The organism is Mesorhizobium sp. WSM4313, from assembly GCF_002294725.1.
In the GTDB taxonomy this organism is placed as follows: Bacteria; Pseudomonadota; Alphaproteobacteria; order Rhizobiales; family Rhizobiaceae; genus Mesorhizobium.
Map to the genome: position 1 here is coordinate 443,398 of NZ_NSFT01000004.1, position 13,848 is coordinate 457,245.

General features: G+C 65.2%; 12 protein-coding genes. 5 read left to right on the forward strand and 7 right to left on the reverse strand.

Annotated features, from left to right (window positions below):
- Positions 1 to 3 precede the first annotated feature (3 nt).
- Positions 4 to 936 (forward strand): dimethylarginine dimethylaminohydrolase family protein, encoded by a 933-nt coding sequence (locus CK219_RS12850; RefSeq protein ID WP_095767110.1) that lies wholly within the window; start codon positions 4 to 6, stop codon positions 934 to 936.
- A 158-nt stretch (positions 937 to 1,094) separates the two neighbouring features.
- A complete protein-coding gene (locus CK219_RS12855; protein WP_095767111.1) occupies positions 1,095 to 1,817 on the forward strand; it encodes a 3-keto-5-aminohexanoate cleavage protein in 723 nt (240 codons plus the stop codon).
- 128 nt (positions 1,818 to 1,945) lie between these two features.
- Here the strand turns inward: CK219_RS12855 and CK219_RS12860 are convergent, their stop codons facing one another.
- Entirely contained in the window at positions 1,946 to 3,004 is a 1,059-nt protein-coding gene (locus CK219_RS12860; protein ID WP_095767112.1) for a Gfo/Idh/MocA family oxidoreductase, read from the reverse strand.
- A gap of 101 nt (positions 3,005 to 3,105) precedes the next feature.
- The gene (locus tag CK219_RS12865) at positions 3,106 to 3,891 is read right to left on the reverse strand and encodes a ThuA domain-containing protein (protein WP_095767113.1); all 786 of its coding nucleotides are present in this window, start codon (positions 3,889 to 3,891) and stop codon (positions 3,106 to 3,108) included.
- 201 nt (positions 3,892 to 4,092) lie between these two features.
- Between CK219_RS12865 and CK219_RS12870 the strand changes: the two genes are divergently transcribed.
- Complete coding sequence (locus CK219_RS12870) at positions 4,093 to 4,851, forward strand: DUF4239 domain-containing protein (RefSeq protein WP_095767114.1); 759 nt, start codon at positions 4,093 to 4,095, stop codon at positions 4,849 to 4,851.
- Between the two features lie 2 nt (positions 4,852 to 4,853).
- On the opposite strand, the gene CK219_RS12875 is transcribed toward CK219_RS12870, so the two are convergent.
- The 4 genes from CK219_RS12875 to CK219_RS12890 form a co-directional block, all read right to left on the reverse strand.
- The gene (locus CK219_RS12875; RefSeq protein ID WP_095767115.1) at positions 4,854 to 6,095 is read right to left on the reverse strand and encodes a glycosyltransferase; all 1,242 of its coding nucleotides are present in this window, start codon (positions 6,093 to 6,095) and stop codon (positions 4,854 to 4,856) included.
- Between the two features lie 243 nt (positions 6,096 to 6,338).
- Positions 6,339 to 7,865, reverse strand: coding sequence for a tlde1 domain-containing protein (locus tag CK219_RS12880; protein WP_245340466.1), 1,527 nt, complete (start codon positions 7,863 to 7,865; stop codon positions 6,339 to 6,341).
- A 615-nt stretch (positions 7,866 to 8,480) separates the two neighbouring features.
- Positions 8,481 to 8,945 carry a DUF2231 domain-containing protein gene (locus CK219_RS12885; protein ID WP_095767117.1) on the reverse strand — a complete coding sequence of 155 codons (465 nt, stop codon included), beginning with the start codon at positions 8,943 to 8,945 and terminating at the stop codon, positions 8,481 to 8,483.
- A 229-nt stretch (positions 8,946 to 9,174) separates the two neighbouring features.
- On the reverse strand, positions 9,175 to 11,031 hold the full coding sequence (locus CK219_RS12890; protein ID WP_095767118.1) for a DUF4396 domain-containing protein: 1,857 nt from the start codon (positions 11,029 to 11,031) through the stop codon (positions 9,175 to 9,177).
- 188 nt (positions 11,032 to 11,219) lie between these two features.
- Here CK219_RS12890 and CK219_RS12895 point away from each other — a divergent pair, with 188 nt between their 5' ends.
- Both CK219_RS12895 and CK219_RS12900 read left to right on the forward strand, forming a co-directional pair.
- Positions 11,220 to 12,728: a multicopper oxidase family protein gene (locus CK219_RS12895; RefSeq protein ID WP_095767200.1), complete on the forward strand. Its 1,509-nt coding sequence runs from the start codon at positions 11,220 to 11,222 to the stop codon at positions 12,726 to 12,728.
- A gap of 26 nt (positions 12,729 to 12,754) precedes the next feature.
- Complete coding sequence (locus tag CK219_RS12900; protein ID WP_224607321.1) at positions 12,755 to 13,288, forward strand: cytochrome c; 534 nt, start codon at positions 12,755 to 12,757, stop codon at positions 13,286 to 13,288.
- Between the two features lie 219 nt (positions 13,289 to 13,507).
- Here the strand turns inward: CK219_RS12900 and CK219_RS31670 are convergent, their stop codons facing one another.
- On the reverse strand, positions 13,508 to 13,669 hold the full coding sequence (locus CK219_RS31670) for a hypothetical protein (protein ID WP_176477002.1): 162 nt from the start codon (positions 13,667 to 13,669) through the stop codon (positions 13,508 to 13,510).
- Between the last annotated feature and the right edge of the window lie 179 nt (positions 13,670 to 13,848).

Here is a 13,848-nt window from a genome sequence, read left to right on the forward strand (position 1 = left end):
ACCATGACCGTCCATGACCGCATCGTCGCCGAGCCGTTCTCGCTGCAGCGCCGCAACCCCAATGGCGGCACCAAGCCGCTGACCGCCTGGGGCTTCGCCAACGAGACTGACGTGCTGACCGACGTGCTGCTCGGCTCGCCGAACTTCCTCCGTCACCTGTCGACCAGCTCGCTGTCGCGCAAGCATCTGCGCGAGGCGCCTTGCAACATCCAGATCGCGCAGGCGCAGCACAAGGACCTTGTCGCGGCCTATGAGCATTTCGGCGTCAACATCCACTGGCACGAGCCGACGCCGGAACTGCCGATGCAGGTCTATTCGCGCGATTCCAGCGTGATGACTCCCTACGGCGCCTTCATCACCGCCATGGCCAACTGGTGGCGGCGCGGCGAGAATTATGCGGCCATCCGCACCTATGAGAAGCTCGGCATCCCGATCTACGACATGGTGACCGCCGGCACCTTCGAAGGCGGCGATTTCAACGTCATCGAGGAGGGCGTGGTGCTGATCGGCTGCGGCGGTGCCCGCACGCAGGAAGAAGGTGCGCGTCAGGTGCAGGCCTGGTTCGACAAGGAAGGCTGGGAGACGCGGCTCGCCTTCATCGACGAATATTACGTCCATATCGATCTGATGGTGGTGCCGATCGCCGAGAAGCTCACCGCCGTCTGCCTCGCCTGCACCGAGCCCGGCATCGTCGACTGGCTGAAGGGCAAGGGCCACGAGATCATCGACGTGCCCTTTCAGGACACGATGGCGCTGGGTTGCAACTTCATGTCGCTCGGCAAGGACAGGGTGATCGCGCCAACGTCGAGCAAGACGCTGATCGGCCAGCTGAAGGCGCGGGGATTCGAGGTCGCCGCCATCGATATGAGCGAGATCTCCAAGACCGGCGGCGGCATCCACTGTATGGCGCAGGCGCTGAAGCGGGTGCCGGCATAACGGATTTCGAAGCTCGGCAGTTGCCGGCGACAAAAGCTTATCCCCTGGCCGTGGGGCCAGGGTATTTGGCCCTGCCTGTCAGGAGACTTGCCATGTCCGTTCCGATCATTCTGGCCCTGCGCTAGTCTCCGGCCAGCCGAAACAGGATCGCCGCAACGATGATCGTCCAGGCCTGCATCAACGGCGCACGAGCCGCCGATTTCCACCTCGCATTGCCGCTCGATCCTGGGGCGATGGCGCGCGATGCCGCGGCCTCGATCGCGGCGGGCGCGGCCGAGCTGCACGTGCACGCGCGCGGCGCCGACGGTCGGGAGAGCCTGGCGCCAGAGGCGATGGACAGCACGGTCGCGGCACTGCGCCGCGCCTGTCCGGGCACGCTGATCGGCGTTTCCACCGGCGCCTGGATCGAGAAGGACGATTTGCGCACGCTGGTTGCCATCTCTGCCTGGCGCGAACTGCCCGACTATGCCTCGGTCAATCTCAGCGAGACGGCGGCCCCCGTCGTCATGGAAAGTCTGCGCCAGCGCGGCATCGGCATTGAGGCGGGGTTGGCCTCCATTGCCGACGCCGAGCGCCTGGTCGGCCTCGACCATGGCGGGCGGGTGCTGCGCGTGCTGGTCGAGATTTCCGAGCAGGCGCTGGATGAAGCCTTTGCCGTGGCAGACGGCATCGAGACCGTGCTGGAGCGCGCCGGCATCCGCCGCTCCATCCTGCTGCATGGCGAGAACGCCACGGTATGGCCGTTCGTGGAAAGGGCGGCTGCGCGGAAGCTGTCGACGCGGGTCGGGCTGGAGGACGGCAAGGAATTGCCGGACGGAAGCGTGGCGGACGGCAACGCCGCGCTAGTGGCTGCGGCGGTGGCGATTTACCGCGCTCGGTGATCTTGTTCCTCGCCTCCACGAAGTGGGGGAGAGGTGGCTCGGCGAAGCCGAGACGGAGAGGGGGAGACCCCCTCTCCGTCCGCTTCGCGGACACCTCTCCCCCGCCTTTGGCGGGGGAGAGGAAAGCGCTACTGCGTATCCGCGATGGCCCTCAACTCCGCCCGCTTCTCGTCCGACACCACGGCAAGGTCCAGCACCTTCTGCAGGCCCGCCGCGTGGCGGAAGGTCGGCTCGGTCTGCGCGCCGCTCTTCACCGCCTCGACAAAGCGCTGGTAGTTGGTCGGCACCGTGCCGGCGTCGAGCTCTTCCCATTTGGCGCTCTCGACATTGTCGCCGACGCAAGCCCTCAGCATCGAGCCCTCGAGATTGTGCACCACCTCGATGCCGCCCTTGTCGCCATGGATGCGCAGGCGCAACTCGTTGATGTGGCCGGTGGCCCAGCGGCTGGCATGCACCACGCCGAAGGCGCCGTTGGCGAAGTCGAGCGTCATGGCGAAACTGTCGTTGGCGTCGAGCTGGTACTCGCCGATGCGGTTGCCCGGCGCCTTGTCGAAGGCGCGCAGCCTGCAGAAGACATGGTCGATATCGAGCGCCGCGCCATAGCTGGCGAAATCGAGGATGTGGATGCCGACATCGCCGAGCACGCCGTTCGAGCCGTGGCCGCGCGACAGCCGCCACAGCCATTTCGGATCGGTGCGCCAGTCGCCCCAGAATTTCGACACCAGCCAGCTCTGTAGGTAGGACGCCTCGACATGGCGCACCGTGCCGATCTCGCCGGCCTGCACCATCCGGCGCGCCTTCTGCAACGCGGCGACGTTGCGATAGGTGAGATTGACCATGTTGACGATGCCGGCGGCTTCTGCGGCATCGGCCATTTCGTTGGCTTTGCGGAAATTTTCCGCCAGCGGCTTCTCGCACAGCACCGGCTTGCCGGCGGCGACCAGCGCCATGGTGGTCGGATGATGGATGCGGTCGGGCGTGACATTGGCAACCGCGTCGAAATCGCCCCAGTCGAGCGCCGCCTCCAGCGAGGTGAAGCGCTTCGGGATCTTGTAGGCGTCGGCATATTCGCCGACGCGGGCCGCATCGACATCGACGGCGCCGACGATGTCGACGCCCTCGATCGCGCCGAAGCGGCGGGCATGTTCCTGCGCCATCCAGCCGGTACCGAGTATCAAAAGCCGCATTTTTTGTCCCTTTGAGCGATTTGGTTCGATTCAACAACGGGGGGAGAATGTGACCCGGGCGCTGTTTTGGCGCAATCCCAAACGAAGCGGAGAGGCGCTTTTTAGCGGAAACCGGCCTCGCCATGCGCATGCAGCTTGGGCCCGCGCTCCTCGATCGGCTCCAGCGCCTTTTCCACCGGCACGTTCGGCGCGTCGAGGATGGCGGGCTTCGCTCCTTGCGGGTTGTGCGCCCACTTCACCGCATTGCGCAGCACCTTCTGCACGGTGGCGTCGTGATAGGTCGGATAGGTTTCGTGTCCGGGGCGGAAGTAGAAGACATTGCCGGCGCCGCGCCGGTAGGTGAGGCCCGAGCGGAACACCTCGCCGCCCTGGAACCAGGAGATGAAGACGGTTTCCAGCGGCTCCGGCACGGCGAACTGCTCGCCATACATCTCCTCGTTCTCGAGCTCGAAGAACTCGCCGATGCCTTCGGCGATGGGATGGCTTGGGCTCGTCACCCAGAGCCGCTCGCGCTCGCCGGCCTCGCGCCACTTCAGCGTGCAGGGCGTGCCCATCAGCCGCTTGAAGATCTTCGAGAAATGGCCGGAATGCAGCACGATCAGCCCCATGCCTTCGAAGACCCTGCGCGCTACGCGCTCGACCACCTCGTCGGCCACCGCGCCATGGTCCTTGTGACCCCACCAGACGAGCACGTCGGTTTCGGCTAGGCGGGATTGGGGCAGGCCGTGCTCCGGCTGCTCCAGCGTCGCGGTCGAGGCGGAGATTGCCTTGTCGGCGGAGAGCGCCTTGGCGATGGTCGCGTGCATGCCTTCCGGATAGATCGAGGCCACCACCTCATTGGTCCGCTCGTGGATGTTCTCGCCCCAGACGACAGCGCGAATTGTCATGGATTGCCTCGTGAGTGATTGGGAGCCGCCCCGCGCCATAGATAGCGCCTTCGCCCGGCATTGGAAGCGGTTTTCGTAATGCGGTGAATGCCTGTGGAGTTATCAACCTGTGGCCTGCGCCGCTACGCTCCTTGCTTCGCGCTGGATGATGAGTTCGCGAGGCCGATTGGCAAGCTTCCCTTCCCGTGCGCAATATTGGCCATGGGCGAAGTGCTTGTAGGCGCAGCGATCTTTGCTTGTCTGGCCGGGGCCTCGCTGGTCAGCCTGATGGTGCACGAGCGTTTCCCTGCTCACCACCTTCAGGACGACACCAGCGCGGTGGTGCGGCTTGCCGCGAACCTGTTCGTGGTGATGTCGTCGCTTATGCTCGGCCTGATGATCAATTCAGCCAAGAACACATTCGAGGCCATCAACGGTAACGTCCACACCTTCGCCACCGATCTCATCCTGCTTGATCGAACGCTTCGACATTACGGACCGGAAGCAGACAGTGCCCGGCAATCGCTGACCGCATACGTCCAGCGCGTAGTCGACACCTCTGCCGCCGACAGCGACACGACCGTCGTCCCGAACAGGTTGGCGGAACTGCTGCTCAACCAAGTCGGCGACATTCTGGCGGGATTGACGCCGGCGGATGCTAGGCAGACCGCCGCACAACAGGCCGCGACACAGCAACTGCAGAGGCTGATCGAGCAGCGCTGGATACTGGCCGAACAGTCCGAGGGCGCCATACCCGCGCCGCTGATCGTTCTGCTCGTCGCCTGGCTGACGCTGATCTTCGCCAGCTTCGGCTTCCGGGCGCCGCGCAACGGCACCATCGTCTTCACCTGCCTCGTTTCCGGGGCGCTGGTCGCCGCGGCGATCTATCTGATCGTCGACATGGACAGCCCGTTCTCAGGCCCGATCCAGGTCTCGCCGGCGCCCCTGCAACGGGCGCTGGCTGAACTGACGACGCAATGAGTTTACCGGCCGGGCTGGCCGAGCAATTCGACCAGCAGTCTCGCCGCTGCCTTGGCGCCGTCGGTGCGGATCATGCCGGCGATAGTGCTCGCGCGGGCGCCGGCCGCCAGCGCCACCTCCAGCGCCGCCGACAGCGACTGCGCCGTCGGCACCGGACCGTCATGCGCGGCGTCGATGCCGAGCTCGGCCGCCCGTCTTGCCCAATAGGGCTGGTCTCCGATCTGCGGCACGATCACCTGCGGCGCTCCCGCCCGTGCGGCGGCGATGGTCGTGCCGGCGCCGCCGTGATGGATGACGGCGGCGACGCGGCCGAACAGCGCCTGCTGGTTGACCTCGCCGACGGCAAAGCAGTCGTCGTGATCGTCGACGGGGCCCAACTCTGCCCAGCCATGCGCGAGCACCGTACGGAGGCCCTTGGCGCGGATCGCCTCGATGGCGGCGGAGCCGGCTTCGCTCGCGACCGATATGGAACCGAAGCCGACATAGACCGGCCGCGGGCCGGCATCGAGGAAGGCTTTGAGCCCGTCGGGCAGGGGCCGCTCGTCCGGCAGGATGAAGGCGCCGGTCTGCACGACGTCGATCAGGTCCGAGCCCGGCCATGGTCCCAGCGTCGGGTCGCAGGCGAGCAGGACGGGATTGCCGTAGACATAGTCCCGGACATTTTCCACCGGGGGCAGTCCGAGCGATGCGCGATGGCCGTTGATCGCCTCGCCGAAGAGGGCGTTCTTGGTCCGGATGTCCAGCTCCCACAGCAGCCGGTTGTCGGTCACGCCGGCCGGCAGCGGATGGCCCGGATATTCATGCGGCCGGTTGTGCGGCGAGGGCAGCCAGATGGGGCAGAACGTGCCGAGCATGTAACGCATGCCGCGTTGTTCCGCGACCAGCCGCGCGGCCGCGCAGGACGGGAGGAGGCCGAACGCCACCACTGCATCGCAGCCTTCGGCGGCCGCGCTCAGCGCCTCATATTGCCTGGCGACGATCTCGGCCGCCTGGCCGGAAATGAGCCGGGCCCGGTCCTCGGGCGAGGCCGATCGCGACCGGTTGACCATTTCCTTCGCCCATTCGCGCACCGGCGCGAAGGCCGGTGCCAGCGGCACGCTGGAGCGGGCCAGAAGGGCGGCAAACTCCTCGTCGCCCGGCGCGCTGACCCTGGCCTCGACGCCATGCGCCTGCAACGCTGCGCCCAACGCCGCCAAAGGCTCGACGTCGCCGCGCGAGCCATAAGTCGATAACAAGATACGCATTCCATGCTCCGTGTCGTTTTTCGGAGCAGCGTTGATACGCCATGGCCGGGGGCTTGCCGCAAGCCCGGGCTGCGCCATATCTACCTTCTGGGAAGGCTCGTTGTTGCGTCCTCGGTTGAGGTCGCGATCGCAATTCGAAGCGGCGACGACATACCAGCATCCGCGCGCATCGGCGCGAAGCCCTTCGGATCGGCAAGTGGGGATCGGCCAGTGCCGGAGACAAGCTCGCCGGCCGGATAGGGTTTAACCCTGGCGGCCTTCCTGGGCGACCCGGGTGGGGGAGCTTGTGAGGCGCGGGACGACGACGAGACGCTTGATCTTGCCGTTTTTGTAGGCGGCAAGGAAGCGGTGATAGTCCTTGAAGACGACGCAGCCATTGGATTCCGCACGGCCGCCGCGCAGCATATAGGTGTGCGCAAGCAGGCCGTTGCGGCCATATTTGTTGTTGCCGCTGGTCGGCGTGAGCCTGATTGCCTCGACCCCGTGAAAGCGCGACTCGCGCATCGACAGATTGTAGGTGTCGGGCGGCGTCGGGCCGACATTCTTGCGGTTGACGAAGCGCGGCTGGTCGACCATCGAGCCCAGCCCTGAATGCGCTTCCAGCTTCGAGCCGTCGGGCATGTAAACGGTCCTCGCCGAAATATCGTAGACGGCAACGCCATTGCCCGTCGTGGGTCCATTGAAAAGGTTGCGGAACGCGCTGCCGAGTCCGCCGCGCTCCGGCGTGTCGGGCTTGGCATAGGCGAGCATCTCGGACGCCTGCGCCTTGCGCTTGCCTGGCTTGGAGTCGGTCACGAGCGGTTTCGAGTCTGTCACGCCCGGCAGGGCCTGATCGCCGTTCCTCGGCGAGACCGCCGTCGGTGCGCCTTGCGCGGTATCGGCAGCGGCCGGCCGTGGCTTGGCCTTGGCAACCTGCGGCTTCGCGGTTTCGGGCTTCTGCGTCCTGGCGGCGTTTTCTTCGGGCGCTTCGGTGGCGCGTTCGAGCGTGGCGCGCGGGCGAAGGCCGGGCACGGCAATGGTGTCGGGCAGATCGTCCTGCGGCGGCAGCGAGGCGACCTGATACGTGCCGTCCTTGCCGTTGTCCGGTTTGGCGGCGACATCGGGCGCGTCGGCGTTTTCGAGCGCGACGGCGGTCGGAAGGTCGGCCGTGTCCTCCGGCGCTATGTTGGCAAGCGCCAGCGCCAAGTCGGAAGCGCCGGCGATTTCGGCCGGCCGCGAACCGAAGCGGGCTTCCGCCGGGGCTCCCGGCAGCGCGCCGCCGAAGCGGCTCGCCGTAGGCAGGCTGGCCAGCAGGAACGGCGCCTTCTCGGCGCGGGCAAAGGCATCGGCAAGCTTTTGCGGCGAAAGCGCGGCGCGCTTTACAACGCCGTCGAAGCGGTCGACGGCCCCGGCGGCCGAAGCCACCACGACGTTTTCATGCGCGACGCTATCCGGCGCCGGCAGCTTGAGGCGCGCCGTCTTGCCGGCATGGCCTTCTTTCTTCAATTTTTCAGGAGCTTGGCCGTCATGCCTGAAGCTTGTCGCGAGGCTGAAGCAGCCGGAATCGCAGCCGCCGGTGAGCGAGCCTGCCTTGTAGCCGCCATTGACGGCAAGGTGCGGCGCCCAGGCGTTGGCGATCTGCCGGCGCTGGTCGCCAAGCGCGATGTTGCGCGGCGAAAGCAGGCCTTGCGGCAATCCGTTGGAAGCGGCGCTCAGCGAGGTGCTCACCGAATGGAGCCCCGCCAAGGTGGCGGCGGACCACAGCACGAGGGCGGCGCCGACAGCAGGCACCACGACCCAACGATGACCAGACTTTTGCGAAGTTACCCCCCCAAGAGGAGCGTCACCCCGGTTCTTCAAACGCAAAAACGCCATACGACCACTCTCAATCGGCATGCCGGTTTGCGGACCTGGCACCCGTCACGATCACAGTTCGCTGGTGCCCCCTGCACCTTCACGCGTCTGTTGCCGATTGATTCAAAAGATGGACAAAGTTGGTTAACCAATCCCTCCACCAATCGCCGATTTGGCGACGGTCCATACGAAAAAAGAGCCCTCCACGGTCTGCGCCACGGTAAAAATGCTCTTCCTCACCCGCTTTGCTGCCCGTTTTTCCGGCCTCTGTCAAGAAAACGTGAAGGCTGGAACCGCAGCATCTGCAGCCGGCTAGAGGCCGATTGGGGTCAAAATGCGACGGTCTGAAGAATTGCGGAACAAGCCAGTCGCAAAACCTTTGGACCAGGTTGTGGGGAGTGCTGGCGGCCGGCGCGGTCTCCTTATTGCGAGGATCGCCCTGAAAAGCCACCCGCTGACTGCGGGCGATCTGAACGCCAACCGACTGTCACAGCCTTGCCGTTACCGCGCTTGGAGCTGGTTGCCGACCGAGCAGCGACAAAGCCGGAAACGTCAGCGCCGTTCGTCAGGGCTGTCGGCGACACCGACATGATGGCGATAGACCATCTCCCAGCCCTTCCATCCGGTAAACAGAAGGATGACAACCACGAGCAGGGACAGCGCGAGGCCGACCGGAATTACGGCTGCATCGCCATGGGCATAGCGCGAATACCAATTGTAGAGCTGTATGAGAACGACAAGTACATTGCCGCCGGCGTGAAGCCACGCATCCTGAAGATTGCGGATCTGGTCATCGCCCAACACATCCGTCAGGCCGGCAACAGCGGCCAAGGCCGCCATGATCAGGCCGGCCCCGAGAAGCCAGAGCGAGCCACTTACCCAACCCAGGTTGCCGGTTCGCCAGAAGATCAGGTCGCAAAAGAAAGTTGCGACGAAAAACGCGATGGGAAAGGGGATCAGCATCGGGTGGATCGGATGGCCGCCGATGCTTGCGGTGCTGCGCGGATAGTGGGTCATGGCGACGCCTCCAAGCTGGGCCGACCGTCCCTGACCAACGGAGCTGGCCAGCCGCGACAGAGAACATGAAACCCCGGCGGCGGTGGAATGTTCCATTTGCGCGCCGGCCGCTCGCAGCGCCGCGCCGACGCCTTGCGCCGATGAACCGCGAAGCTCGGCTGTTTGTCGGCAGAAGCTTTTCGGTGCTCGGTTCGGTCCCCAATGTAGCCGACCGACGGTCCGGTCTTCATCAGCGAACGTCGATGACGACCATCAGACCGCCGCCGCCCTTCTCCTCGGCATTGTTATTCGTGGTGTGATGCGGGATGTGGCAATGAATCAGCCACTTGCCCGGACGCCTCGCTGTCCAGACGATATCATATCGCTGGCCCGGGCCGACATTGACCGTATCGGCAAGGAAACGTGCGGCGACGGGAATCGTCTCGCCGTCGCGGGCGACCACTTCGAACGGGCCGCCATGGATGTGCATCGGGTGTATGAAGCCGTTGTTGGTGCCGATGAAGCGGACCTTTAGCGTCTCGCCGACCTTCATATGGATCGTATCGGTCGACGGATAGGCTTTGCCGTTGATGGTGAAGAAGTTCGGCATGCCGCCATCCATCGGCATCGATGGATAAGTCAAGCCTTCGCGGACCAGCCATTCCTGCAGCTCGATGACGTAATCGTGGTCGGCGGCGACCTCGTCGGCGGGATTGGCGGGATCGATGATCAGCGCGCCATAGAGGCCGAGTGCCTGGGTGCGGTCGGGCTTGGCGTGCGGATGATAGAAGTAAGTGCCGTGCTGGGTGGCGGTAAACTCGTAGGAATAGGTCTGCCCGGGCTCGATCGGCGCCTGGGTGATCTCGGCCGGCCCGTCCATCTGATTGGGCAGGATCAGGCCATGCCAGTGCACCGTTGTTTCCTCCGGCAAGGTGTTGGTGACGTTGATGCGCACCCGGTCGCCCTGACGGATATGGATGCGCGGGCCCGGAATCTGACCGTTATAGGCATAGGCGTCGACCGTCACGTCCGGCAGGATGTGCCAGCGGATCACCGACGGCCTCAGCTCGAACACCTTCACGCCGTTTTCCATGCGGAACGGCAGGTCTTGGTCGCCCTTCGCAGCCAGACCGTAAGATGCGCTCACCAGCCGAGGATCGGCCGCCGCCATGTCGCGCATGGTATCGGCCGGTGTGTCGCGATCCATGATCATGCCCTGGGGCATGATCACTCCGCCGACGTCGCGGGCCGAGAGCCTGAGGTTCAGCCAGTTCGCAGGCGCCGCCATGCCGATCGCCAGGGCGAGCGCAGACACCGTACCGAGCGCCGCGATTTGCGGTGTGGTCGCGTCGGAGCGCATGTGATGGCCGGCGGCGCGCTGTTCGCCCGCCGGTTCGTGGCCCTGCCGGGCATGGCCGTGCCCGCTCGCTTCGGCCGGTTGCGGGCGCTCGGTCATCAGCCCGTGCTTGAGGCCGCGCGCGACCAGCCAGACATTGGCGGGATAGGCCAGCGTGAAGCCGGCGATGACGCCCAGCGACATCACGCCCCAGAACAGAAGTTCGGTGGGCTCCATGGCGCGCATGTCGCGGCCCATCATCAGGAAGCTCATGACCGGCGCCATGCCGGCCATCATGAAGTTCATGGAGATGAACTCGGGCAGGAAGCTCTTCTTCACATTCTCCCAATAGCTGCCGCCCATCATCGATTTCATGAACAGCGATTGGAAGATGAACAGGCCGAAGGCGAAGCCGGCGAGATATTCGACGATGAGGTCGAGCCACATCGGCAGGCCGAGCGTGGCGGTGACGACCGCGGCAAGGATGATCCCGGTGGCGTCGCCGGCGACACAGTGAATGGTCGAGCCGATGCCCTGCTTCCAAAGAGGCTTTGTGAAGGCCTCATGCTCGCCGGGGCGCGGTTCCTTGTCGGCCAGCACATAAAGCAGCAGGCCGAGTGGGCCCATATAGAGCGTCACCAGGATGAAGCCCCATTTCATCACCACCGGCTCGGGATTGTTGCGGTATTGGTCGAACCCGACATAGAGCGTCGAAGCGGCCGCGAGCACGAACCAGGCAACGAGGAAATAATCGATCGGTTGGATGAGCATGATGTGGCCTCTGCTCGATGAAACGGCTGGTTGCATCCCCGCGGATGAACGCGGCCGAGGCCACTACGATCCATCTTGCGGAATTTGCGGCTCAGCCTTCGATCGAGCTTGACCTTCCAGCAACTGGAACCCTTAGCGTCGGCGGCGAGGCCTGCGGCGGGCTCTCAATCGAGATCGAGGAGCGAAAAATGCATCGACGCGGTTTTCTGGCGGCAAGCCTGGCGACGGTTCTGGCGAGCCCGCGCGCGCTGGCGCAGATGAAGATGGACGACATGTCGAACATGCCCGGTATGGACCATGCCGGCCATGACATGGGCGCGATGGGTCAAGGCCCCGTGGCGTTGCCCCAGAACCAGCCCTTGCGCGAATTGCCGCTGCTGGCGAATGAAGCAGCCGGGCCCGGCCTATTCAAGGCGAGGCCGACAGCAGAGTCGGCCACGGCGCGCTTTGCCGCCGACCGGGACACGCCGATTCTTGCTTATAACGGGATCAGCCCAGGACCGCTGATCGAGACCCAGGAGGGCGACCGCGTCGAGATCACCTTCTCGAACCGGATCGAGGGCGAGCCAAGCACCATCCACTGGCATGGCATGCCGGTGCCGGCGGACCAAGATGGCAATCCGATGGACCCGGTGGCGGCGGGCGCCGACCGTGTCTACGCCTTCGAACTGCCCGAAGGCTCGGCCGGCTCCTACTGGTATCATCCGCATCCGCATGGTCGGACGGCCGAGCAGGTTTATCGCGGCCTTGCCGGTGCGTTCCTCGTCAAGGCCAAGGCCGATCCGATCCCGGCCGCCTATGGAGACACCACGCTCTTCCTAACCGACCTTCGCCTCGCCGCCGACGGTTCAATGCCCGAAAACACCATGACCGACATGATGAATGGCCGCGTCGGCGATCACGTGCTGGTCAACGGCCAGAAGAACCCGCGGCTCGCCGTGGCAATGGGCACGAAACGGCGCTTGCGGCTCTACAATGCCACCAATGCGCGCTTCCTGAGGCTTGCTTTCGTCAACGCGGCAATGACGCTGATCGGCAGCGACGGCGGCCTGCTTGAGGCGCCGGTGGCGGCCGACGAGATCCTGCTCAGCCCGGCCGAGCGCGTCGAGCTGGTCGTCGCTTTCGACAAGCCGGGGACAGCAATCCTCACCACGCTCGACTACGACCGCGGCTGGATGGGGCCGGGCCGGCCGGAGGACAAGGGGCTCGCCCTGCTGACGGCCGACGTCTCGGACACGCAGGCCGAGCCGATGCCGCCGCTGCCCGAGCGGCTGCGGCCGATCGCGCGATTTGGCCAGCCGACGGTTAGCCGCCATCTCGTCTTCACCGAGATCATGGCGATGAAGCCCACCGGTATGGAGATGGGTTTTCTGATCAACGGCATGGCGTTCGACATGGGGCGCGTCGATATCGTCGCCAGGGCCGGCGACACCGAGCTCTGGGAGATCGTCAACCAGGCCGACATGGACCATCCTTTCCATCTCCACGGCACACAGTTCCAGCTCATCGAGCGCGAGCGCGACGGCAAGGTCTCGAAGCCGCCCTATCTGGCGTGGAAGGACACGGTCAACGTGGCGCGCGGGGAGACGGTGCGGCTCGTCACGCGCCAGGAGCGGCCAGGGACGCGCATGTATCACTGCCACATCCTCGAGCATGAGCAGCTGGGTATGATGGGCGTCGTCGACGTGCAGGCATGAGGTCTGGCATCGTTTGCGCGGCCGCGGTGCTGGCCCTCGCCGTGTTGCCGGTAGCCGCACCGTCGCTGGCTCGGGACCCGGACAACGCGATCGTTACGACGCGCCAGGCCGCGATGAAGGAGATGGCCGCCGCAGCCAAGGCGATTGCCGAGATGTTCGACGGCAAGCGCGCCTATGAGCGGGCGGCCTTCAAGGCAGCGGCGGGCACACTCAGCGCCCGCACCGGCGGTGCTCTGATTGCAGGATTCCCGCGGGGCACAGTTGGCGCGCCGTCGGCCGCCAAACGGGAGATCGACCAGGCCCGGCCGGAGTTCGAGGCGCTCGCCCGCCATATCGGCCGGCTTGCCGATGCGCTCGCCGCGAAGGCCGGGAACGCGCCCGCCGAGATTACTGCCGACATGCGAATGACGGGACCGCCCGCAGATGGCGGCAGCCTGCTTGGCAAGCGCCCGGGCGTCGCCGAGGCCGATCCCGCAAAAATGCCGGCGGAGCATCTCCTGCACCTCATTCTGCAGGACTGCACGACCTGCCATTCGAAGTTCCGGCGGAAAATCGAATGAGGCCGGATGCGTTCAGTTGCAAGACCTGTGGGCGAGGCGAAGAGGGGTTCGATGGCAGTCGGCTTGCCCCAAAAGAAGTCATCCTCGCCGCACGCGGGGCGAGCTCGGTGCGGCACAGAGCAGTCAGCCCGACCCCACTGGCCTCGCAGCCGGGCGAAATCGTCGAGGATTGCTAGGCGCTCGCCCTAGCTTGGTCGGGCCTTGGTGCTCGCCAGTCATTCACTTGCTGCCTTGCTGTACTGCCCCGGGCACGATCAGAGCGCCCTGGTCAGGTCCCGAAAATTTGAAGCCGATAAAAAATAGGACGATGATGAGAACGCAGATTGCCAGCACCGTGACGAGGGTCCTGCTCGGGTTTTCGGCTGGCGGTCTGTCTTCCATGGCAATTCGCCTTGGACTCTAAACTCGGCGACAATGCCGGGGTTCCCAACGCCGCGCCGACCAACGGACTGGCCGAACCACGTCAGGACGCGGCTTTTAGCGGAATGTTCCTAACCAACACGGTGCGGGCCTGCGCTTCCGAATTCCCAGCATCATACTTGCGTCTGTGCTAATATATA